The following is a 21,737-nucleotide window of genomic DNA, read 5'->3' as shown; positions in this document are numbered from 1 at the left end:
GAAGCGGGTGACCGTCGCTCTAGGCGCGGCGGAGGATGTCTTGCAGCGCGCCCTCCAGCCGGCGCTCGACGTCGGGGTCGTCGAGCGTCGGCGTGATCTCCTCGGGCACGACCCGCGCGCGCATGATGACCCGCGCATAGATGAACGCGTCGCGCGCGTTCGGAGGGTCCTTGTCGCCGATACAGGAGCGGAGCAGCTGGTACGCTCGGCCTTTCACCACGCCTCCGCTGTCCGCGTCCGCTCGACGGTGGTGATGATCCGGCGCACCGCGGCGGTCGCGGTCTCGTGCGCCGCGAACGCGTCCCGCACGACGTGCGCCGCCCTCGCGGCGATGCCCTCGTCGAGCGTGCCCCCGAGCACGCTCTCGGCGAGCCGGACGAGCGGGCTGATCTCGACCATGTCCCGCGTGAGGGACCGCGTCGCCTGCGCGAGCTCGGACGCGGCCTCGGCCGGAGCGGAGCGCGAGAGGGCCACGGCGTCGTCGGCCAGCTCGGCCGCGATCCCGAACATGTCCCGGTAGCAGTCGACCGCCGCGCGCAGATCGTCCGGGCTCGGCGCGATCTGCGGCGCCTCCGGCAGCGTCGCCGCCGCGCGCTGCGCCTCGGCGATCACGGGAGCGATGGCCATGAGCGCGCGCTCCAGCGCACGCGCGGTCTGCCCGAACCGGGCGAGGCGCTCCCTCGCGGTGCGGCTCGGCGGCGGCGTGTCGCTCTCCAGCGCCTCGAGCCGCGCGCCGGCCTCGGTGGCGAGCCGCTTGAGGCCCTCGATGACGCCCGGCTCGAAGGTGCGCGGGACGAGGTCGAGCACGCAGAGCGAACCGACCACATGCCGGCGCACCCGCACCGGCACACCCGCGTACGCGCGGATGCCGTAACGCTCCACCAGCTCCTTGGGCACGCGCTCGTCGTGAACGGCGTCCTCGACGACGAGCGGCTCCTCGTGGCGCACCACGAGCTGGCAGAACGAGCTGCTCCGTGAGGTCGCGCAGCTGACGCCCAGGTCGGGTGGCAAGCCGCGGTGCGCGCGGAACAGCTGGATGTGTCGGACCACCAGGCTCACCAGCGCTATCGGCGCCCGGGCGAGCTCGGCCGCCCGCTCGACGCAGGCGTCCAGGATGGCATCCGCGTCGTCGCGCAGCAGCACGTGGTGCAGCTCGGCGAGGCGCGCGGGATCGTTCAAATCGGCCATGGGGGTGCTCTTGCCGGGGCGACATGGCGGGCTCGACCGCGAGCGCCGCCATGCCCGCGCCCGGCCCACGATCTTACCGCAACCCGGCGCCTCGAGGTGCCCCCGCGGGCGCTTCATCGGCTCGGTGCTCCAGGAAACACGACCCCACCGGCGTCCACCTGCGGGCCGGCGGCTTCGCTGTCCCGGCCTGGCGCGGATCGCGATCGATCCTCTGTCGGGTCTTTCCATGGACGCTCAACCCCATCACGATCGTGACCGAATAGCAGGAGCGGCGCGCTCCGGCTGACTCGGTCGAAACGTCACTCCATCAAACGTGTCCTCGATCCAGCGGGCGGCCTCGATCGTCCCCTGCCTCGTCGTGCTCCCGCGGCTCAGAGGCCGAGCTCGGATCTCGGGCCTGCGCACCTGGTGAGCACCGCTTCGACCTCGTCGGCGGGATCGAGGGAGTACTCGTAGAATTCGCTCGGATCGAAGAAGGAATACGTGGATCCGGTCGACTCCTTGGTCCCCGTCGTGGAACGGTAGATGTTTCCCGCGGCGACCAGCGTGCCCTCGTCGTAATAATGAGGGCTCTTCACGGTGTCGAATACGCTGTTCTCGAGCACCATGTTGGTGCGGTTGCGCGCGTAGTTGCCGTAGGAGCCGATGCGCTGGAGCCAGTTGTTATAGAGGTGGGCGCGGAGCACGTTGTCCGTGCTGGGATTGCGCTGGTTCAGGTCGCGGAACCAGTTGTGATGGATGGTCATCTGCGCGGTCAGGTTCTCCGTCCAGCCGATCCCGAACGCCTTGTTGTGGTCGCTCAAGATGCTCCAGGACACGGTCAGATACGAGGTGTCCTTGCGGCTGTCGATCATGCCGTCGCCGATGTGGTGGAGATGGCAGTGATCGATCCAGACGTGGTGGGCGGTGTCCAGCTGGATCCCGTCGAAGTCCTGCGTCTTTCCTTCCCAGTCTCCTTCGACGAAGGTGTCGCCGATCGTCAGGTTCCGCAGGATGACATTGTGCACTCCGCCTCCCAGGAAGAACCCACCCTGGGAGATCTCCGCCGTCGCGCCGGCGCCCACGATGGTCTTGTTCGATGCGACCGAGATCTCCTTTCCCTTGGGGGACATCGTGATCTTTCCCTGGATCCGGATCACATAGGGCTCGGGCGCGCCGGCGTAGTGTTCGAGATCGGCCTGGGTCGTCACGGTGACCGCCGCGCCGCCTCGTCCGCCATAGGTCCCGTCCTGGCCCTCGCCGCTCACGCTGGCAAAGCCCTCCAGCGTCAGGGGACACCCCGCGCTGTCGACCGTGCCGTCCGCTCCTCCGGTACCGCCGTCCGTGCCACCCGAACCGGCGCTTGATTCGCCGCCGCCCGAACCCCCGGAGCCGGTCGCCGAGCCGCCGCCACCCACGCCATCAGGGCCCAGGTTTCCACCCGTCGCCGAGCCGCCTCCGCTCGCTTCACCTCCCGTCGTCGCGCTCGTGCTCCCGGTTCCTCCGGCCAGCGGGCCAGCGCTTCCCGCGCCGCTGGACCCTGAAGTCCCGCAGGCAAAGGCGAAGCCGAGAGGAGAGACAGCAAGGAGGAAGGAGGCGACGCGGTTCCGCGTCATGGCGCCATGACCTTTCTTTGGTCGCAATCGATGAGGGGTGACGAGAGGTGCTCTCAGTCCGCAAACGTGGGTTTCCAGGGCGCGAGCATGTTCTCGACCGTGTAGCGCGCCGCCTCGGCCGCGCTGAGCTGGCTGGACTCGGGGGCTCGCTGGCTCGGCTTCGCGCCGGGTCCCGTGGTCATGTGCTCGGCGAAGCGCGCCGTCGCGAGCGTGTTGTCGCCCATGCGGACCCAGCCGACGGGCGCGATGTGCGCGCCGAGCTCGGTCCCGAGGTAGGTGGCCGCGCCGTAGGGGCGCCAGTTGCGACCCAGGGCGACCGAGCCGGACCTGACGGAGCTGGCCGCCGTGGCCTGTCCTCCCAGGAACACGATGCCGAAAGGAGTCGATTGGTCTGTGCTCGGCGCTGTGATCGCTGACCCGCCCGCGGCGTTATGCATCGTGCAGTCCTCGAACACGGCGGTGGCGCCGCCGAAGATGAAGTCGACGCTGCCCTCGATGGTGCAGTCCCTGAAGTACTGGGTTCCGCCCTTCACATAGAGGGTGTCCTGGTAACCCAGGGCCCGACAGCGGCGGAATTGCACGCGGCTGCCGGTGACGAGGAGGGCCACGGCCTGCACGCCCGGGCCCGTGCTGTTGGCGAAGGTGATGTTCTCGGCGGAGACGTCGCTCGCGGAGATATTGACGCTGAAGCTCCCCGACGTGCCCAGCGTGCCTCCCGCGCCGTTCGAGGTGTTCGCGTTGTCACCGTAGGTGAGCACCGTCGTCTCCGCCCGACCTGTCTGGCCGCAGAGCGTCACGTGGGGACGGTCGACGACGAGCTTCTCGGAGTAGGTCCCGGGGGCGATGCGAATAATGGCGGGCGTCGTGTTCGACCTGGCGACGCTGTTGATCGCGGCCTGCACCGAGGTGAAATCGCCCGATCCATCGCGATTCACCTCGATGAGGGCTCCCACCGTAACGTTGTTGCAGTCGGACGTATCGCCGCCCTCCGAGCCACCTTCCCCTGAACCACCTGTACCCGAACCGCCGTCGCCGCCTGAACCACCTTCCCCTGAACCGCCGCCGCCGTCGTCGCCGCCGGTTCCGCCGGTCCCCGCGCCGGCGCCAGCGCCTCCCGAGCCGCCGGACGACGCCGCGCTGCCGCTGCCCGTCGTGCCGTTCGATTGCCCGCTGGATGCGGCGGACGAGCCACCTCCGGCGGAGGAGGCCGGATCATCGGCGCCCTGCTCGCTCGAACACGCGAGGGAGAAAGAGAGTGCGAGAAGGGAAGGGAGCGCCAGGTAGAAGCAAGGACGCGGCATAGGAAAGTTCTCCGGAACAGAAGCAGGTGCGCATCACGTGCACCTCAGGAGAGCGAGTTGCTCGAGGAAGGTCAGACCCGCCAAAAAAAGGGACGGTCCTCGCGGAGCCGCCCTCGGGCCTCGCGCCCGAGGCGTGGAGCGGAGCGCTCTCGGCGCCGCGCGGCGATGCCTGAGCGGGCTGCGCTTCCCGGGGCGGCCAGCTCCCGCCCCCGCCCCTTTACTCGCGTGCGAGCGGCAGGGCCCAGGGCCCTCCGGCTCCGGCGCGAGAGATCACCTGGGGCAACGCGTCGCTCGCCCGCTCGGGCGCGTAGTCGTAGGGGGGCTCGAAGACGTCATCGGCTGGCTCCCCGTTCCCGCCCAGGTGAACGTCGCTCTCGTCGCGGTAGAGGTTCGAATCAGGGACGGCCAGCAGGCGCCCGCGGCCCGTCCCGTCGCTGCAGTCCGAGCGCCGCGTCGCTGCCTCGGCGTTCTCGAACACGCTCGCCTCGAGCAGCAGCTGCCCTTCACAGGAAGCTCCGACCGCCCAGTCCGAGATGTTCGAGAACACATTGTTGAAGAGGTGGACGCGCGCCAGGGAGCCGGTGGCGAGGGGGGCGCGCGTGCTCACTTCATCGAAGCGACAGTGGTGCATCGTCACCTCGGCGTCGGTGATCGTGCAGGCCCAGCGCTCTCGGCCGCTGCACTCGGCGCCGTTGCTGCCGTCGAAGTGGGCGTAGGAGAAGGTGACCCCGCTCGTGCCCGCGAGGACGTCGGCGAAGGCGTCGCTGATCCACCTGGCGGTCGTGTGATCGATCCAGACCCTGGAAGGGTGCGTCAGCGTGAACGCGTCGCCCGCTTCGTGCAGGTGCGCGTTCACATCGTAGAGGGCGAGGTTGCGGAGGATCACGTTCTGGCTCTCGCCGAGGGCCATGCTCACGCCCGGCAGCGCCGCGCCGCGCCCGAGCCCGACCAGGGTCTTGTTGGAGCCGAAGTGCAGGACGCGATCGTTCCGCGTCGCCCCGACGAGCGCGCGCTCGCAGGTCGTATCCCCGGTGAGGACCCGATAGACCGTCTTCTCGGGATCTTCCGAACAGGTGCTTGGACAGACCTCGATGTCCTCGACCTCCGAGCCTGTGCGGCGGAAATCGTGGATGCCTTCGGCGAGCAGGAGCACGGCCGGCTCGTCCGAACGGGCGAGCCTGTCGAGCTCGGTCCAGCTGGAGACCAGCACGGGCGTCGCCCGTGCGCCGCCCGTGGTGCCCTCGCCAAAGCCGATCGCGTCGATCCGTATCACCTTCCGGAGGGCGATGGGCCCCCTCGTCCCGGGCGCGGGCCCGATCCAGCGAGCCTCCGTGCTCGCGGGGAAGGCAGCCTCTGGATCGCAGCCCGGCAGATCTCCAGCGCTCCCCAGCTCGCGCGCCGCCGTCCAGCCGCTGTCGTCGTAGCCGGGAGCGGCCCAGTCGCCTTCCGGCGCGGTGCTCAGCTTCCAGTCGCTGCCGCTCCCATGGCTGCGCTCGAGCTCGTCGAGGTGGACGAGCGCCGCCGGGGTCCCCGCTGCAGCGTGAACGCTCACGGCGATCACGTTCTCTCCCGGGAGCAGGGAGACGGGCACGAAGATCGGAGCGCGCGCCGACTCGCTCGCGGCGATGAGATCCCCGTTCACATAGACGCGGAATGTGTCGCGCGCCGTGATGGAGAGACCGGGGCCCTCGAGCGCGCCGTAGCTCGTGCCGACGAGCGGCGAACTCGCGAGCTCCTCTCCCTCTCCGAAGGCGGCCCCGGGAGGGAGCTCCGCTGCGGGCGGCTCGCCGTCGCAGGCGAGCTCCGAGAGGGAAGGAGAGCCGCCGCCGACACCCGCGCTCCCCGCAGGTCGGGTGGCCGTCTGGATGAGCTGGTCCTCACAGGAGAGCGCACAGGCCAAGGCCGAGAGCGCGGCGACTCGGAGGAGCCAGGTGCGGCAGGAGAGGCGCATGGCGAACAGGGCAAAGCTGGGGGGCGATGTCCGAGAGCGCAACCCAAATGCTCCGAGTCGCCCGCTCCGATCCAGCGTCCTGGCGGCGGCCGAATTTTTCTGGAGGCTCGGGACGCCCCCAAGTAACTAGGAGAGAGTGGCTCAACCCACGCGCTCCGCCCCGCCGCCCGGACCCACCTTGGCCCGCTTCCCCGCCGACAAGCGGTCGGACGCGAGCCTGGTCGCCGGCGCTGCCGCCGGAGAGCGCGAGGCCCTCGCCGTCATCTGGGACAGGTATTCGGGTCTCGTGCGAGGTGTGCTCTACGGCGCGCTCGGTCCCGACACGAGCCTCGAAGACCTGGTCCAGGAGGTCTTCCTGGGCCTGATCCAGGGCGCCGCGCGCATCCAGGACGGGGGGGCCCTTCGCGGCTATCTCGCGTCCATGGCCGCGCGGCAGGCGGCGCTCGAGATCCGGAAGCGCAAGATACGCCGCTGGGTGGGCCTTTCCCCGAGCGGAGAGCTCCCCGAGCGCGCCCTCGCGCGCGTCGACTTCGAGCATCGCGAGGTGCTCAGCGCCCTCCACCGTGTGCTCGACAAGCTGAGCACGCGACGGCGCATGGCCTTCGTGCTGCGCCACGTGCAAGGACTGGACATGCTCGAGACGGCGGCGGCGCTCGGCGTGTCCGAGTCGACGGTGCGCCGTGAGCTCGAGAGCGCGCGCGCGTTCTTGCTCAAGGCGCGCGAGCCAGCCCTCCAGGAGTTCCTGTCCCGGTGTGAAGGACTTTGGCCATGAGCGAACCCGAACGACAGCTCGATCCCGTCGCGGCCCTCCTGCAGAGAGCCGCTCAGCTGAGCGAGCCGGAGCGCCGCGAGGCGCGCGCCGCCTTCCTGCGCCGCGTCGACGAGGAGCAGGCCCGCGCGAGCAAGGCGCGGGTGGTCGTTCGCTGGGTGGCTCCGCTCGCCTTCGCCGCGAGCGTGCTGATGGCCGTCGTCTTCTTCTGGCGAACGGAGCGAGGTCTCGATTACGTCGTCGAGGGCGCGGTGAACGAGAGCGGTTATGTGCGTGCGCCCGTCGATCACCCGGCCGCCATCACCTTCTCCGATCAGACGCGGATCCGGGCCGCGGCAGGGACGCGGCTTCGCATCGACGAGATCAAGAACGAGCGCGGCGCCCGCATCTCGGTCGAGCGCGGCCGGGTAGAAGCCGAGGTCACGCACACCGGGCACAGCGATTGGCGCTTCGTCGCGGGTCCCTTCGTGGTCCGCGTGGTGGGCACGCGCTTCGAGCTGCTCTGGGACGCCGATCGCGAGCGGCTCGAGGTGATCCTGCGCGAGGGCGCGGTCGAGGTGGAAGGCTACTCCGGCTCTGGGGTCGTGAGCGTGCGCGCGGGGCAGCGCTTCGTGGGGGACGCTCAGGCGAGGACCCTGCACGTCAGCGACACGACGGCGCAAGGCCCCGACACGGCGCCGCAAGGCTCCGACACGGCGCCGCAAGGCCCCGACACGGCGCCGCAAGGCCCCGACACGGCGCCGCAAGGCTCCGAGCCCGCGCCTCCTGCAGCGCAGGGACAGCACGCCGAGGTCGCGGCGCCGCCGCCGGAGTCCGCTGCTCCCCCGGCGCCGAGCGCCGCTGAAACCCCGGCGCCCCTCATCGCCCCGCCGAGCGCCAGACCGCCCTGGAGCAAGCTCGTTTCCCAGGGCGAGTTCCGGCGCGTCGTCCAGGAGGCCGCGGCGCGGGGCACGCAGAGCTGCCTCACCTCCTGTGATGCCGCCGATCTGAACGCTCTGGCCGACGCCGCTCGCTACGTGGGGCAGAGCGAGCTCGCCGAGCAGGCCCTGCTCGCCCTGCGCGCGCGCTACGCATCGACCGCGGGGAGCCGTGCAGCCTTCTTGCTCGGGCGCCTTCACGAGAGCCGCGGCGCCGCCGCGCGCGCCAGGACCTGGTACGAGACCGCGCTCCGCGAGGCGCCGGGCGGCGCCTTCGCCGCCGAAGCGCTCGCGGGAAAGATGCGCACGGTCCAGAGCCTCGAAGGACCGGCCGCCGCGCGCGCGGTGGCGCAAGAATACCTGCGCCTCTATCCGAGCGGGGTCCACGCCAAGACGGCTCGACAGCTCGCCGCTCAGCCCTGATCGATGGTCCGGCGGGCACGAACGCTTTTCGTCCTGCTCCTGCTGCTCGTCTGCCCTCGAGCGGCGTGGGCGCAGCGCGTGCTCGTCGTCCGACCGGATCCGCGCGATTCCACGCTCTTCGAGGCCTTCGGACGGCTCTCTGCCGAGCTGGAGCTGCAGTCCTTCGAGGTCATCGTGCTCGGGAGCGCTGCGCGCTCGCCCGGAGCCGAGGAGCTCGAGCAAGAGGCGCAGGAGAGCGATGCTTTTGCGGCTGTCGCGCTTCGGCGCGACGGAAGCGGCACGGCCGCCGAGGTGTGCATCGTGGACCGCGTGACCGGCAAGACGACCACACGTAAGCTCCTCATCGATCCCTCCAGCGATGGCCCGATGCTCCTCGCCGTGCGCGCCGTCGATCTCCTGCGCGCGAGCCTCCTCGAGCTTGGCTCGGGCCAGGCGCCTGCTCGGGACGTGCTCGGCGTCGAGGCCCAGCCGCCCGCCCCCGAGGTGCTCCGCTTCTCCCGGGAGCCGCCCCGCTTTCACGTGCGCACGGGAGGGCTCGTCCTCTTCACCCCTTCGGTGGGCGGCGGCGTCGGCGCGCAGATCGGGGCGCACACCCGCCTCGACGAGCGTTTCCGTCTCGGCCTGCTCCTGGGAGGTCCCCTCTTTGGCGCCGAGTTCCGTGCAGCAGGCGGCGCCGCCCGGGTGCGCCAGGAGCTCGCGCTCCTCCGGGCCAGCTGGAACCTCGGGCAAGCAGCTGGCGATCTCCACTGGGAATGGGGGCCGCTCCTCGGCATCGGCGCCTACCACCTCCAGGCCACCGGTGATGTCGAGCCGCCGCTCGTGGGGCGCAGCGAGGAATTCTTCAGCTTCGCCGCGGACGCGGGGCTCGGCGTCCAGTACTTCTTTCATCCGAGCGTGAGCCTCGGCCTCGAGCTCACGTGTCTCACGCTCCTGCCGCGCCCCGTCATCGCCGTCGAAGAGGAGCGCTCCGCTCCGCTCATCGCTCAAGCCCTGGGCACGCTCAGCCTGGGGGTCTCGTTCTGACGACGCGTGGCGAGCCGCCCTCGAGGCGTCACGGGACGAGGGAGTTGATGTACTCCTCGAGGTTCGTCCAGCCGTCGCCGTTGCGGTCTCCATTGCGATCCTCCGGGTCGCCGGGGTCGAGCGCCGCGGAGACCTCCCACGCATCGGGCATCCCGTCCTGATCCGTGTCCCTGGGCGCAGAGCCCCCCGGGATGTCTCCAACGGCGTTGGGGAGGCCGAGGCTCTTCTCGTCGCTGATCGTGGCGCCGTCGGTCCCTAGGGACGCGAGCTCTTCCATCACGAAATCGTCGACCGGGTCACGCCAGAGAGACGCCCCGGCGTGATTCATCACGTGGTCGAAGGCGTCCTCTGCGCTCATCGCGGGCACGTCGGGGACCTCCACGCTCGGCGCCGTCTCCCAGGTCACCGAGCCGAAGTCCCCTTGGCCGAGCAGGCGGCCGTTCAGGACACCGTCCTTGTTGCTGTCGTACCAGTTGTCGACGGCATAGAGGTGGTAGTCGGGCGTGGGGCTGTCCAGGGTACCGCCCTTCGTCTCCGGGCCGGTGATCAGGTAGTTTCCGACCATCGCCCCGTCCGAGCGTCCGCTCGTGTCGCCCAGGATGTAGCCCGAGGCGACCCAGTTGTAGACGACGTTGTTGACGAACTGCAGCGTCCCGCGGGCCTTGGGATTGCGGGAGTTGTTGTCGATGTACAAGGACCGGATGATCGACGTGGCGCTCGTGTTGACGATGCCGCCCGTGCTGTGGGTCTGGAGCCCCTGAGCGACGATCGAGTCTTGCAGCGTGATGTTGTAGAGCTCCGCCCCGCTCTCCCGGTTCAGATCGAAGGTGCCGTCGCGCCCCCAGCTCAGGGAGCAATGGTCCCAGATCACATCGTGACCGTTGGCCATGGTGACGGTGTCCTTGCCGGAGTCGCCGATCTTGCCCATGCGAAACCGCACGTAGCGAACGATCGTGTGCGAGGCGCCGGAGAACGATGTGCCGTTCCCGTAAATGGTGATGCCGCCGCCAGGCGCGGTTTGCCCGGCGATCGTCTGGTTGTTCTTGAACACAAGGCGGGAGTCGATCTTGATGACGCCGCCGACGTCGAAGACCACGGTGCGATGCGGCTGGCTGATGGCGTCCCGCAGGGATCCAGGTCCCGAATCGTTCAGGTTGGTGACATGGTAGACGTCGCCGCCGCGGGCGCCGGTGGCCATCCGACCGAATCCCTCCGCGCCGGGGAAGGCCCCGAACTCGACGGCGCCCGACCCGCCCGTCCCAGCGCCGCCGCCCACACCCGGGCTCGGTTCGCCGCCGCCCGCACCCGGGCTCGGCGCGCCGCCGGCCCCTCCGGTTCCGGTCGTCACCCCGGAGGAGGCGTCGCTGCTCGATGCCTCGCTGCCCGGCGTCGCTCCGCCTTCGCCAACAGGATCCATCGAGGGAGCTCCGCCGCTCCCGGAGCCGTCGTGCGGTGTCTCGGAACACGCCCACGCGGCCGCGCCCAGAGCAAAAAGTGCCAGCCGAGAAATGCTCGCCCGGCCTGGCAGGCATCGTGCCCAGGTCTCCATGCTCCCGGAGTTGATCGAGCTCCCGCTCACCTTTCAGAAATCGTCACCCGCGGCGCAGCATGGCGTGCTGCGTCGCACGCGATACAGCCAAGGTCCACGCAGTGTTGCCAGTGGGCTCAGCCGACGCGGGCGCGTCGACCTCAGCGCGGCTGGCTCAACGCAAACGCGATGCCGCTCTGGAGCGAGCCCATCGTGACGATGCTGCCCAGATCGACGCCGAGCGCCACGAGGATCTGCGCGACCTCGGGGCGAATACCGGTGAGGACCATCTGCGCGCCGAGAAGGCGCACGGCCTTCGCCGTCCGGATGAGCGCGTCGGCGACGTGTGAGTCCACGTTCGATACGCCCGTGATGTCGAGGATCACCACCCTGGACTGCTCGGCGCTGACGCCCTGGAGCAGCCGCTCGAGGACCGCCGCGGCGCGGCTCGAGTCCACCGCGCCGATGAGCGGCATGATGACGGCCCGATCGCTGATGCGGAGCAGGGGGGTCGACAGCTCGCGGAGCGTGGCGGCCTGGACCCGGATCATCTCGTCCTTCAGGCGGACGCGCTCCTCCTCGGCGCGCTTGCGCTCGGTGAGGTCCGCCGTCACGGTCGCCAGCGCCATGGGCTCCCCGGTCTCTGGGTCCCTGATCAGGAAGGAGTTGTAAAGGACCGGAATCGCAGCCCCGGTCTTGAAGTGCCTGAACCTGAACTCCCCGACCCAGCGGCCGTGCTCCATCGTCGCGGGCATGATGTGCTGCTCGATGTAGGGGAGATCGTCGGGGAAGAAGAAGCTGCCGATCGTCACCCGCGGCAGCTCGCTCGCTTCGAGGCCGACGAGCTGCCGCCCTGCCTCGTTGAGGTACTGGGCGACCCCTTCCATCGAGGCGATGCCGATGAAATCCGAGCTGTTCTCCGTCACGGCGGCGAGCCGCTTCTGCTCCGCCTCGATCTCGAGGAGCTGCGCCTCGCGCTCGTGCAGCGCCCCGATCTCGCGCCTGTGCTCGGCCAGCTCCCGCTCGCGCTGGGCCAGCTCCTGCTCCAGGCGGACGACGCGCTCCCGCAGCGCCGAGGCGTCGCTCGGATCGAGTCGGCCATCCATGCTCATGGCGCTCCCCTCATGCCAGCTTGTTCACACACGCTCGCCCCTGCGCGGCGCCCAGCACCACAAAACGTGTTCCTGCGAACCGCCGTGTGTCCGAGGCGTTGTGAACTTATAGGCGAGAGGAACGCCTACGATCTACTGGAAAGCCAGGCTGGATGGATTTGATGCAGTCGTGGCTTGCCCACGTTGGGGCCCAGCCATCCACATTGCAGGTTTTCCGCGCGGCGGCCGGGCGCTGCCGGCATGGTGCGCGCATGACCGTCCGCGCGGGGCACCGTGAGTCACCGCGCTACCGCAGGATCTCCTCGAGGAGCGCGTTCTTCGCGCCGCGGCGATCCTCGCCGAACGACGTGACGCCCAGGCCGTAGTACTGGTTCATGATGGTGAACCACAGATCGCGGAGCTGGCGATCGTTGCCGAGGGCGTCGTAGGCGACGTGCGCGTCGTTCAAGAAGACGCCGTCTCCGCCGAGGAGCACGATGGGCAGGTCGTACCCGTCGTGGTCGTGCGAGCGCATCTCGCTCATGTGCACCATGACGCAGTGATCGAGCACCGTGCCGTCGCCCTCGGGGATCGCGTCGAGCCGCTGCGCGAGCTGCGCGCTCTTCTGGTTGAGCCAGCAGTTGATCGCCGCGTAGTCGAGGTTGCTCTGCGTGACGATCTTGTACTGGCCGTTCTGGGTCGCGCGGTCCAGGTTGCCGGCGGCGTGCTGGGAGGAGTGGTAGTGCAGGCTGGCCTCTCTCCTGTACGCGAGTCCCACCTTGGCGCGGACGTCCTCCGGGATGCACCGGTACTCGAACTCGGAGCGCATGTCGTCGTGCATGTGGGTGATCACGCGCGTCACGTCGCATTGAATCGCCATGACGATGAGGTCGATCATGACCTTCGCGTGATCTTCGTGCTTGTACGGGCCGGCTCCCGTGTTGTCGTTCTCGTTGAGCCCCTCCGCCTGGCCCGGCGGCTCGGGGACCACGCCGGGCTGGCTGATCGGGCTGCAGCCAAGGCCCATCGAGGGGGTCATCGTCGACTGGACGCGGGTCGCGTTCTTCTCGATCTCGCGCAGCGAGTCCAGGTATTGCTGGACGATCTTGCGATCGTCGGAGCCGACCCGGTTCATGAGCGAGTTCGCGTCCGCGAGCACGCCGTCGATGACGCTCTTCTCGGTCGCCGCGCGGCGCTCCGCCTCGATCCTCGCCTGCTCGTCGGTCTGCCCTGGCACGGACCCCGCCGCGCCCGCGCCGACGAGCGCGTCGAACACCGCCTTCGGGTTGACCGAGCGCTTCAGCGGCTCGCTCGGGCTCTTCCAGGAGAGGACCTGATTGTAGGCGTAGCTGCGCTGGTCGAAGAAGCCGGGCTTGACGCCGAGCCCCGTCTGCAGCGACGGGATGCGGGTCGCCTGCTCCGGGCCTGCCTTCTGGACGATGAGCTGGTCGACCGAGACGCCGTTCCCCACCCACTCGCCGAGGTCCCGGCGCGCCTCCCTCCCCAGCTGATCGGCGTCCACGCAGGTCGAGAGCGCCGCGCCGAGGCGCGAGTGCGAAGGCTCGATGTAGGGGTGCTGCTCCGTGCTCCACGTGTAGTTGCCGAGGCGGCTGATCATGAGCATCTTCGACTTCACCGGCGCGAAGTGCTCGAGCACCCTCGGCAGCTTGAAGTCGGCGCCCTTCAGCGTCTTTCCGAACGCCGGCGCCGTCTCCCACCAGTGATGGGGCGCCCCGTTCGGAAAGGTGCAGAGCACGAACCGCTTCGGGGTGCCGGGTTCCCCGCCGCGCGCGCTGCGCGGCGCGAGGCTCTCGAGAAACGGCAGCGCCAGGCAGACGCCCGCGCCGCGCAACAAGTTTCTGCGTGTCATCAAGCGTTTCATGTGCGCATCGCTCCTTGGTGCCTCGTCGTGTGCAGAAACAACGCGTGCGGCCTCACCGCGCCTTGTCCTTCGCCCGAAGGCGGAACGCATCGCTGGTCACCACCTGCTTCGCCAGATCCGCGATCGTGCCGCCGGCCCAACGCCCGGCGATCTCCTTGATCCTCGTCCTGTCCCCGGCGCTCGGGCGCCGGCGCAGGGCATAGCTGAAGAGCTGCTCGGAGGGGCACGTCCCCGAGCGGGCGGCCTCCACGAGCGCCGGCACGAGGCCGGAGATGTCCTCGAACGGCGCGCCCTCGTACACCCCCGTCGCGTCGATCGGGTCGCCGTTCGGGTACTGGGTCCTGTAGGCGCCGATCGGGTCGAAGTTCTCCAGGCTCAGCCCGATCGGGTCGAGCACGTCGTGGCAGCCCGCGCAGTCGGGCGACGCGCGGTGCTTCTCGAGCTCCTTGCGCACGTTGGTGACACCGCCCGTGTCCCCGCTCGCGGCGCCGAGCTCCGGGATATCCACGTTGGCGGGCGGCGCCATGGGCGCGCAGAAGAGCTGCTCCAGGATCGTCTTCGCGCGGGACGTGGGAGAGGTCCGGTCGGCGCGGGACGACAGCGTCAGGAACGCCGGGAGCGTGAGGAACCCCTCGCGCAGGCCCTCGGGGTCGTTCGCATAGAGCGGCTCGATCAGCCGGCTCTCCGGGTGGGGCGCCGTGAGGAACTCGGACCACGGCCGCCCGCCGGTCGTGAAGCTGGCGAAGTACTCGTTGACCTGGTCGAGCATCGCGCCCTTCATCTCATCGTTCCAGTTCGGGAACTGGCTCGTGTCGGCGTTGTGGCTGGGGAGCGTGCGCGTGCCGAGCCACTGCCCGAAGAAGTTCTGGAAGAAGGCGGCGCTCTTCGGGTCGTCCAGCATGCGGTCCACCTGCTGCTCGAGCTCGCCCGCGGTGGCCAGCTCATCGCTCTCCGCGGCGTCGAAGAGCTCCTCGTCCGGGAGCGAGCTCCAGAGCAGGTACGAGAGGCGCGACGCGACCTCGTAGCCGTTGAGGGCGCCCGGCGATCTCGCCGAGTCGGGGCCCAGCTCGATCCGGAGGATGAAATGCGGCGACGTGAGCACCGTCCGGACGACGTGCTGCACCGCCTCGACCGGGGACATCTCGAGGGTGGTCCGCGCGTCATCGTACTGCGCCGCGTACCTGTCGACCTCCGCCGCCTCGAGCGGGCGCCGGAACGCGCGCAGCCCGAAGCGCTGGATGATCTCGCGTGCGCACCGGTCGTCCGTGCCCTCTGCCGGGTCGCACACGAGGATCTTGGCGCGCTGCTCCTCGTGCGAGAAGGCGTCCTCGGCGAGCGTCCTGGCGGCGTCGTAATACCCCTGGACCAGGACCTGCGAGAGGTTCGAGAGCGCGTTGACGTTTGCGTCGAAGCCCTTCGCGCCGAAGGCCGGGAATCCGTCCGCGGGCCTCAGGCTCGTTCCCAGGAGGTGGGCGACGGTGGAGTTGTACTCCGACGCTGTCATGTGGTGCAGAGGCATCCTGTCTACAGCGATGGCGGTACCCTGGTCCGGGGTCTGCCCCGGACTCTGCTCCGAAGAGTCATCACCCCCGAGGGTGCCAGTGCACGAGATGCTCAGGAGGCATCCCCCGGCAGCGATCCAGGGACTCGCGAACACTCGGTCCAGTCTGAATGTCATCGTCGGCTCCCGCGTGTGGAATCGGCAGTTCCGTCTTGTGACCGGAGCGCGCTGTTTTCGTGATCAAATCGACCGGGTGCGGGCATAAGCGCGAAGATCGCGGCGGGTCGTATGAATCCAGGCTCGGCGGCAAGCGGCATCGGGCAAGCGCCTGCTCGACCTGCGCGCTCGGCCCGAGCGCGCCCTCCACGGCCGCGCGCATCGACCGCCTGTCCTCGTCGGTCGGCTCGTCCGCGTCGCGAAGGGGCGCTCAAGAGCGCCCGCTCGCCAGCCCTCAGCTCATCCATGGCGGCCTCCTCGGATCTTGGCGTGGTGACGGTGCACCGCGTCGGAAAACGCCTGTCGAGCGGCCCTCAGCCGCGCATACACGGTGTTGACGTTGACCCCGATCCCCTGCGCGATCTCCGACGCCGGGAGCTCTTCCAGCTCGGCGAGGAGGAGCACCACGCGCTTCTCCTCGTCGAGCGACGCCAGGAGGTCGTGCACCACGCGCGCGGCCTCCGCCCTCTTCATGGCCTCGTAGGGGCTGAGGTCGCTCGGCCCCGCGAGCTGCTCGGGATCCACGATCTCTCCTGTCCCGCGGTGGGCCGGGCTCTGCCGGCGCTGCGCTCTCCGGTGCGCCTGTACGACGTTGACCACGATCCCGAAGACCCACGTCTTCAGCGACGAGCGGCCCCGGAACTCCGGGAGCCGCCGGTGCACGACGGCGAACACCTCCTGGCATACGTCCTCGTGCGCGGAGGCGTCCGCGACGAGGCGGCGCACGGTCCGCCAGACCAAGGGGAAGATCTCCTCGTACACCTCCGCGAAGTCGAGCGGCGCGGCCTGTACGCCGGCCGCGGAGACCGCGTCGGCGGGCGGAGGCGTCGACGGAGCGATCGCCGCGCGGGCGGTCACGGGCTGCACCTCGCCGCCGGTAGCATCGGAGCTCGCCAAGACACGCTACCACACCTGGAGGCCGGCCAGCCGCAAGGATGCCAATGCGCCGCGATGAGATCGACGCGGCTGCCGTCGCAGGCGTCGAGGTACGCGAACGGATCGGTCTTTCGGCCGCCGCCGTAGAAATCCATCCTATGCGAGCCTCCCGGATACCAGAACCTAGCCATGCACCGAAGGGTGCCGCTTTCACCTTGCGAGGCTCGCTCGTCCGAATCTACTGCTCCGAGCTCGCCCTTCGAGAGGGGTTGTAATCCACATGGAACATCTCCCCCTGTTCCTGGCTCAACCTCTCGAGATCGCGGCATGGACGGCCCTCTCGTGCGGGCCGGGTTTCAACAGGACAGCGCCGCGCGTCAGGGGCGGGGAGAGGGAGACATTGATGATAAAGCGATGCTATTCAACAGATGAACCGCCGCTGTAATCGCTGCTGCACAAAGGATGATACCGGCCAGGACTGCGATTCCAGCCGCGGCAATTGATTGAGCTCACCGTGACTCGCATCCGCGACGACCGAGCGAATCCATGGCGATGTCGTTCGGGACATGAAGGTCTCGGTGCGCATACCGACCCCTTCAGCGGGGAAGCAAAAGGATACCCGCTGGGGCCGATTGTGAACGCTCACACGCGCAGTGTCAACTCCTATCGGTGGGACCGCGGAGTTCCTCGATCCCGGGGGAGGACACGCCTGGCGGGGCTCCTCCGGAGCGCCGTGTCAAGAGCAGCGGGCGGCGGACGTCAGGGCACAGGATAGCGTCGCTTCCCGGCGAGCAGGCTGGGCTCGGCGATCTTCTGGGCTCACACACGGGACGATGGGCGCTGGCTGCAATACAGTCGGCTCGGAGACCTCGGCTCGGAGCCATGCTCGCCCTCGTCCTGAGAGCCCCGAAGAGTCCGCTCGTGCTGGAGGATCGGCCCGCTCCGCGGCCTGGTCCCGGTGAGGTGCTGCTCCGCGTGCGCGCCTGCGCCGTGTGCCGCACCGATCTGCACGTGGTCGACGGCGAGCTGCCGGACGCCAGGCTGCCGCTCGTGCCGGGGCACCAGATCGTGGGCGAGGTCCTCGAGGAGGTGCCCGCGGTGGGCGAAGGGCCGCGGTTCGCGCTGGGCGTGCGCGTGGGTGTGCCCTGGCTCGGCTGGACCTGCGGCGTGTGCGCGCATTGCCGCGCAGGGCGGGAGAACCTCTGCGACCGAGCGCGCTTCACCGGGTACCAGATCGACGGCGGGTATGCGGAGCTCGCGGTCGCGGACGCGCGCTTCTGCTTTCCGATCCCCGACGGCTTCCCGGACCTCTCGGCCGCGCCGCTGCTCTGCGCCGGGCTCATCGGGTACAGGACGCTGCGTCTGGCGGGGGACGCCGAGCGGATTGGCATCTACGGGTTTGGCGCCGCCGCCCACCTCGTGGCGCAGGTGGCCCGCTTCGAGGGCCGACGCGTCTTCGGCTTCGTCCGGCCGGGCGACGACGCGGCGCGCGCGTTCGCGCTGTCGATGGGGGCCGAGTGGGCAGGCTCTTCCTTCGACGCGCCGCCCGAGGAGCTCGACGCGGCGCTGATCTTCGCCCCGGCCGGCGAGCTCGTGCCGGCCGCGCTGCGCGCCGTACGCAAGGGCGGCGCCGTGGTCTGCGGGGGAATCCACATGAGCGACATCCCCTCGTTCCCTTATTCGATCCTGTGGGGCGAGCGGGTGCTGCGGTCGGTGGCGAACCTGACGCGCAGGGACGGCGAGGAGTTCCTCGCGCTCGCGCCGCGGGTGCCCGTGCGGACGCAGGTGAACGTCTACCCGCTGCTGGCGGCCAACGAGGCGCTCGACGATCTGCGGAACGGCCGCTTTTCGGGGGCAGCGGTGCTCGTGCCGACGTGAACCCAGCTCCCCGAGCGCCGCGCCGATCAGCCGTAGGAGGTGTGCTGTCTGGGACGTGTCGGCGATGCGCTCGCGACGCGTGACTCAGGCGCAGCCTGGTATTCGTTCCAACTTTGTCCGGATACGTAGTTGGTCCAACAAGTCAATTCCACGGAGGCGCCTAAGGACATGAGCTGGCCGAGGGGGGTGCTGCTCATGATGGTTCGAGGCGTCCTGGCTCCGGCGGCTCGGCGAGACCGTCATGGATCCAACGAGGAGATGTCCTCGTCGAACGCCGCCTCGGCCTCGCCGAGCGCGACGTCTTCGATGTCGCTCGGGAGCAGCGCGGGCACCTGGACGTGGCGGGTAGGCACGGGCGCCGCAGGGAGGTTGAGCCCCAGCGACTGTTTCATCTCTGTGAGCGTCCTCAGGAACATCGTGAATAGCTCTTTCATGAGGACCTGGTATACTGGCGAGCGCGCCGCGCTCGTATACCCGACGGCCAGCGATGCTCCATGGTATAAAAACGGCGCAGGCGCCGTGACCTCGTAGCCCGGGCTGTCGGCGAGCACCATCCTCAGATCTTTCAGCGGGCATGATCGCACCACGAGGTTATGCCCCGGGGGGATGCGATCCTTGATGGAGGCCCATGTCGTGCACGCTTGCGTCAACCACTGGCCTTGGTCCGAGGCCTGCCTGAGTTTGTCGCCGATATAGTTCGCGCCCGCGAGCAATCGTCCATATTCGATGCCGCCGCCGAGGTCGCCGAAGAGGTCCGCCATGGTGAGCTCGCCGTCGACGACCTCCTGGAGCTGGACCAGGGTGACGGGGATCATGGCGCGCGCGTGCCGCGGCTCCGCGACGAAGAGGATCGCGGCCATGGAACACAGGAATTCCATCATGGAGAGCTTGACGTCGATCTTCTTGGCATAGTTCGAGAGCCACCATTTCTCGCTGAACTGCAGCGCGCTGGTGCTCTGGTCGAGCCTGACCCCGCGCAGGAACCGCGCCTTGACGTCCGTGAGCGGCACGACCTGTCGTTGCACGTCCAGGGACGGCATCTCTCCCTCCACGAGGCCGATGAGCACGCGAGCGATTATTTGCTGGTCTTGCGGAGAAAAGCGCGCGAGCCCTTGCCAGATCTCGTTGTATGACAGGTCGAGCACGCGCACCTGCCAGCGCGCATCCGTGGCGCCGACGCAGGGCGTGACGATGCGCGTGGTGCCCTTGCCCGAGGAGTCCTTCTGGTTGATGGCCAGCACGGAGCAGAACGGCCAGTTCAGGATGGTCGCGTGGTGTATCGTGCGGTCGGGGTGCTTCGCGTGCACCGCGTTCAGGGCCTTTCGGACCGCGATCAGCTCCTCCGTGGCGCCGAGCAGGCCGCTCTTGCCGACGTCGATGACGTGGCATCGTTTTACTTGCAACAGCGGGGTCTCTCCCCTGTCCGTGAGGCGCGTGAACTTCTTGACGAGGCGAATCTCCCAGGGCTTCGTGTCGGCCTCCTCGATCCAGTCCATCGAAAAGAGGTCCATCTTGTGGACGTGGAGGCTGTCCTTGACGTGGAGGATCTGTGAATTGAGCATCTGGCAGCAGGCGAACTTCATCTGGGGCGAGCTCCGGAAGGCGTCGTAGAGCTCGCGCCAGTGCTTGGCCTCCTTCAACGCGAGGAGCATCGCGAGGAGGTCATTGGGGGACGAGGCGCCCAGGGTAGAGCCGAACAGATTGGTGACCATCTCTTGAAGCGCCGCCGGTGGCGGAGCCCCGTTGATCCTCATCATGCCGTGGATGTATTCGGATCGGAGCAGGGGCTCGAAGTCGTCGGGTGGCTCGACGAATTGAGGCGATTGGAGGTGGCCACCCGCGTACTGGAACGTCCAGATGGGGAACCGGCCGACGGCCTGCAATTGCTCGACCACGGCGAGGTCGCATCCATGGGCGCCCAGGTGGTTCTTTTCCTTGCCGATCTTTGCGCGCTTGCAGCAGAACCATCGCTTGCATTTCGCGCATTGCGCGACGGCAGGGTTCGTGCACGGCCGGCTGCTGGCGCCCAGCACGAAAGCGCATCTTCCGCAGGGGTGCGCGGCCTCGTCGCGGTGGTCGCCGCAGACGAGGGCCTTGCAGGTAGTGCATTTGAGGGGGGTGCGCTCGCGGCATGTCAAGACCGAGCATTGTCCCCTGTTGACGCAATCGTGCGATGCGGTGCTTTTGTGGCGTCGACATAGGGGCTCGTGGCAGCGATCGCAGGAGAGCGCCGTGAGCGCTTCGCAATGGACGCACTGCTTCACGTCGTCCGGCGCGTGTGCGTTCGCGTGGTCGCCGGCGTGGGGCGCGCAATGAATCTGGCCGCAGAGGCGGCACGAGCTCGTCGCCGTCGTGGGACAGCGCGGCTGTGCGCAGTGCGGGGAATCGATGTGATTATGATGGTTGATGCAAAGGAAGTGGCTGCACTTGGGACATGGAGCCGCGGCGGCCCCGTCGCAGAAAATACAAGTCTGGCCACACGCGCCGCTGTTTTGGTGCCGGCGCAAGTGCTGGCTGCAATAGCTTTCCCCGCAAGAGCAGGGGGCTCCTGCCTTCCCGCAGGCGCTGCACGGGGTGTGGTTGTATTTGTTGTGCGGGATGGAGCAGGGATGGCAAAGGAACAAGGTGCACGCAGGGCATTTCTGCACGACCAGGTTATCCCGCCTGCATGTGCCGCAGGTTCTTTTGCAATTGTGATTGTGAATGTGCGCCAGCGCCGTGCAAAATTTCTTCTCGCAGGCGTCGCACTTCCTCAGGGTGGAGGTGGCGATGCAGTCGGGAAATTGACATTTGGGCATGACGACCTCGTCCTTGTGCCACGAATAGGCTACGACTCCGCGAGCGGGATGCCTGGCCCGACGATCGCGGCCTCGTGAAAATCCAGCTCGGTCGCCTCCGCGAGGACGTGATCGATACGCGCTTCGGGCGGCACGCGCGGATCCGCGAGGAGCGCGCGTAGGCGTGGGTGCTCGTGAAAGCGGGGGTGGATGAGGACGCGCATGGCGGCCAGCCATACAACCGACCGGTGGTCGGAGAGGCCGAAGGCGAGGCCGATCTCCATCGACTCGCGGCAATGCTCGAACAACGCGTCGTCGCCGAGGTCCGCGACGAGGTCCCGGAGCTCGGCGCGCAGGTAGTCGCGCGCGAGGTCGCACTGCGCCCGGCGCTGCCGCTCGGCCAGCGCGCTCTTTTGCTCACGACGGATGATCATACCGTTCCGCAACGCATCATGGTCAGGAGAAGGCGTCAATCGGCGGGGTAGGGGCCATCTCGTGGCGCGCACTGCCGATGTCCTTGGTGATGGTCATGACGCGGATTGCCCGTGGCGCGCAAAGGTCACCTGAAGCCCACAGGCTGCGTGGGTGACCCCTTCGATTCCCGCAGGACCTCACGCTCACGCGCGACCACGGGACAGGCGACAGCGCGCTGGTCGAAGAGGAGCGGGTTCGTCGCGAGCGCGCGCTCCACGGGCTCGCCCGTGATCACGGCGAGCGCCCGGTGAAGGAGCGTCGCGACGCACTGCACCTTTACCACGTGGCCGATCGGCCGGTTCGCCGCGCTCCTCGAGAGCGAAGCCGCGGCCCGCCTGGAGCCCCGC

Annotated in this window: 17 protein-coding genes; 4 read left to right on the top strand and 13 right to left on the bottom strand. The window is 68.9% G+C overall.

Annotated features, from left to right (window positions below; translation table 11 throughout):
• Window positions 1-19: 19 nt before the first annotated feature.
• From WMF19_RS27805 to WMF19_RS27785, 5 genes are all read right to left on the bottom strand, one after another.
• Entirely contained in the window at window positions 20-217 is a 198-nt protein-coding gene (locus WMF19_RS27805) for a hypothetical protein (RefSeq protein ID WP_272093812.1), read from the bottom strand.
• Window positions 214-1,188 carry a GAF domain-containing protein gene (locus WMF19_RS27800; protein ID WP_437893126.1) on the bottom strand — a complete coding sequence of 325 codons (975 nt, stop codon included), beginning with the start codon at window positions 1,186-1,188 and terminating at the stop codon, window positions 214-216. Before WMF19_RS27800 ends, WMF19_RS27805 begins: the two co-directional genes overlap by 4 nt.
• Before the next feature lie 371 nt (window positions 1,189-1,559).
• Complete coding sequence (locus tag WMF19_RS27795) at window positions 1,560-2,783, bottom strand: pectate lyase family protein (protein WP_437893125.1); 1,224 nt, start codon at window positions 2,781-2,783, stop codon at window positions 1,560-1,562.
• A gap of 53 nt (window positions 2,784-2,836) precedes the next feature.
• Window positions 2,837-4,084: a pectinesterase family protein gene (locus tag WMF19_RS27790; RefSeq protein ID WP_437893124.1), complete on the bottom strand. Its 1,248-nt coding sequence runs from the start codon at window positions 4,082-4,084 to the stop codon at window positions 2,837-2,839.
• 217 nt (window positions 4,085-4,301) lie between these two features.
• The gene (locus tag WMF19_RS27785) at window positions 4,302-6,035 is read right to left on the bottom strand and encodes a pectate lyase family protein (RefSeq protein ID WP_437893123.1); all 1,734 of its coding nucleotides are present in this window, start codon (window positions 6,033-6,035) and stop codon (window positions 4,302-4,304) included.
• 136 nt (window positions 6,036-6,171) lie between these two features.
• Here WMF19_RS27785 and WMF19_RS27780 point away from each other — a divergent pair, with 136 nt between their 5' ends.
• The 3 genes from WMF19_RS27780 (at window position 6,172) to WMF19_RS27770 (ending at window position 9,167) form a co-directional block, all read left to right on the top strand.
• A complete protein-coding gene (locus tag WMF19_RS27780) occupies window positions 6,172-6,807 on the top strand; it encodes an RNA polymerase sigma factor (RefSeq protein WP_437893122.1) in 636 nt (211 codons plus the stop codon).
• Window positions 6,804-8,144 carry a FecR domain-containing protein gene (locus WMF19_RS27775; RefSeq protein ID WP_437893121.1) on the top strand — a complete coding sequence of 447 codons (1,341 nt, stop codon included), beginning with the start codon at window positions 6,804-6,806 and terminating at the stop codon, window positions 8,142-8,144. The genes WMF19_RS27780 and WMF19_RS27775 overlap by 4 nt, the downstream gene beginning before the upstream one ends.
• A gap of 78 nt (window positions 8,145-8,222) precedes the next feature.
• Entirely contained in the window at window positions 8,223-9,167 is a 945-nt protein-coding gene (locus WMF19_RS27770; protein ID WP_437893120.1) for a hypothetical protein, read from the top strand.
• A gap of 28 nt (window positions 9,168-9,195) precedes the next feature.
• Here the strand turns inward: WMF19_RS27770 and WMF19_RS27765 are convergent, their stop codons facing one another.
• The 5 genes from WMF19_RS27765 to WMF19_RS27745 all read right to left on the bottom strand — a co-directional run bounded on the left by WMF19_RS27765 (window position 9,196) and on the right by WMF19_RS27745 (window position 16,282).
• Window positions 9,196-10,584 (bottom strand): pectate lyase family protein, encoded by a 1,389-nt coding sequence (locus WMF19_RS27765; RefSeq protein WP_437893119.1) that lies wholly within the window; start codon window positions 10,582-10,584, stop codon window positions 9,196-9,198.
• Between the two features lie 272 nt (window positions 10,585-10,856).
• Entirely contained in the window at window positions 10,857-11,807 is a 951-nt protein-coding gene (locus tag WMF19_RS27760; protein WP_437893118.1) for an STAS domain-containing protein, read from the bottom strand.
• A gap of 286 nt (window positions 11,808-12,093) precedes the next feature.
• Complete coding sequence (locus tag WMF19_RS27755; protein WP_437893117.1) at window positions 12,094-13,656, bottom strand: DUF1552 domain-containing protein; 1,563 nt, start codon at window positions 13,654-13,656, stop codon at window positions 12,094-12,096.
• A gap of 64 nt (window positions 13,657-13,720) precedes the next feature.
• Window positions 13,721-15,172: a DUF1592 domain-containing protein gene (locus WMF19_RS27750; protein WP_437893116.1), complete on the bottom strand. Its 1,452-nt coding sequence runs from the start codon at window positions 15,170-15,172 to the stop codon at window positions 13,721-13,723.
• A gap of 453 nt (window positions 15,173-15,625) precedes the next feature.
• Window positions 15,626-16,282, bottom strand: a complete 657-nt coding sequence (locus WMF19_RS27745; protein ID WP_437893115.1) for an RNA polymerase sigma factor — start codon at window positions 16,280-16,282, stop codon at window positions 15,626-15,628.
• 861 nt (window positions 16,283-17,143) lie between these two features.
• On the opposite strand from WMF19_RS27745, the gene WMF19_RS27740 reads away from it, so the two are divergent.
• On the top strand, window positions 17,144-18,139 hold the full coding sequence (locus WMF19_RS27740) for a zinc-dependent alcohol dehydrogenase family protein (RefSeq protein ID WP_437893114.1): 996 nt from the start codon (window positions 17,144-17,146) through the stop codon (window positions 18,137-18,139).
• Window positions 18,140-18,378: 239 nt separating this feature from the next.
• On the opposite strand, the gene WMF19_RS27735 is transcribed toward WMF19_RS27740, so the two are convergent.
• The 3 genes from WMF19_RS27735 to WMF19_RS27725 form a co-directional block, all read right to left on the bottom strand.
• Window positions 18,379-20,172 carry a hypothetical protein gene (locus WMF19_RS27735; RefSeq protein WP_437893113.1) on the bottom strand — a complete coding sequence of 598 codons (1,794 nt, stop codon included), beginning with the start codon at window positions 20,170-20,172 and terminating at the stop codon, window positions 18,379-18,381.
• Window positions 20,173-20,966: 794 nt separating this feature from the next.
• Window positions 20,967-21,350: a hypothetical protein gene (locus WMF19_RS27730; RefSeq protein ID WP_437893112.1), complete on the bottom strand. Its 384-nt coding sequence runs from the start codon at window positions 21,348-21,350 to the stop codon at window positions 20,967-20,969.
• Window positions 21,351-21,475: 125 nt separating this feature from the next.
• On the bottom strand, window positions 21,476-21,673 hold the full coding sequence (locus WMF19_RS27725) for a hypothetical protein (RefSeq protein WP_437893111.1): 198 nt from the start codon (window positions 21,671-21,673) through the stop codon (window positions 21,476-21,478).
• Window positions 21,674-21,737 lie beyond the last annotated feature (64 nt).

The organism is Sorangium sp. So ce124, assembly GCF_051525235.1.
In the GTDB taxonomy this organism is placed as follows: Bacteria; Myxococcota_A; Polyangia; order Polyangiales; family Polyangiaceae; genus Sorangium; species Sorangium atrum.
Note: the sequence above shows the minus strand (reverse complement) of the source record. Positions and strands in the feature narration are given on the sequence as shown.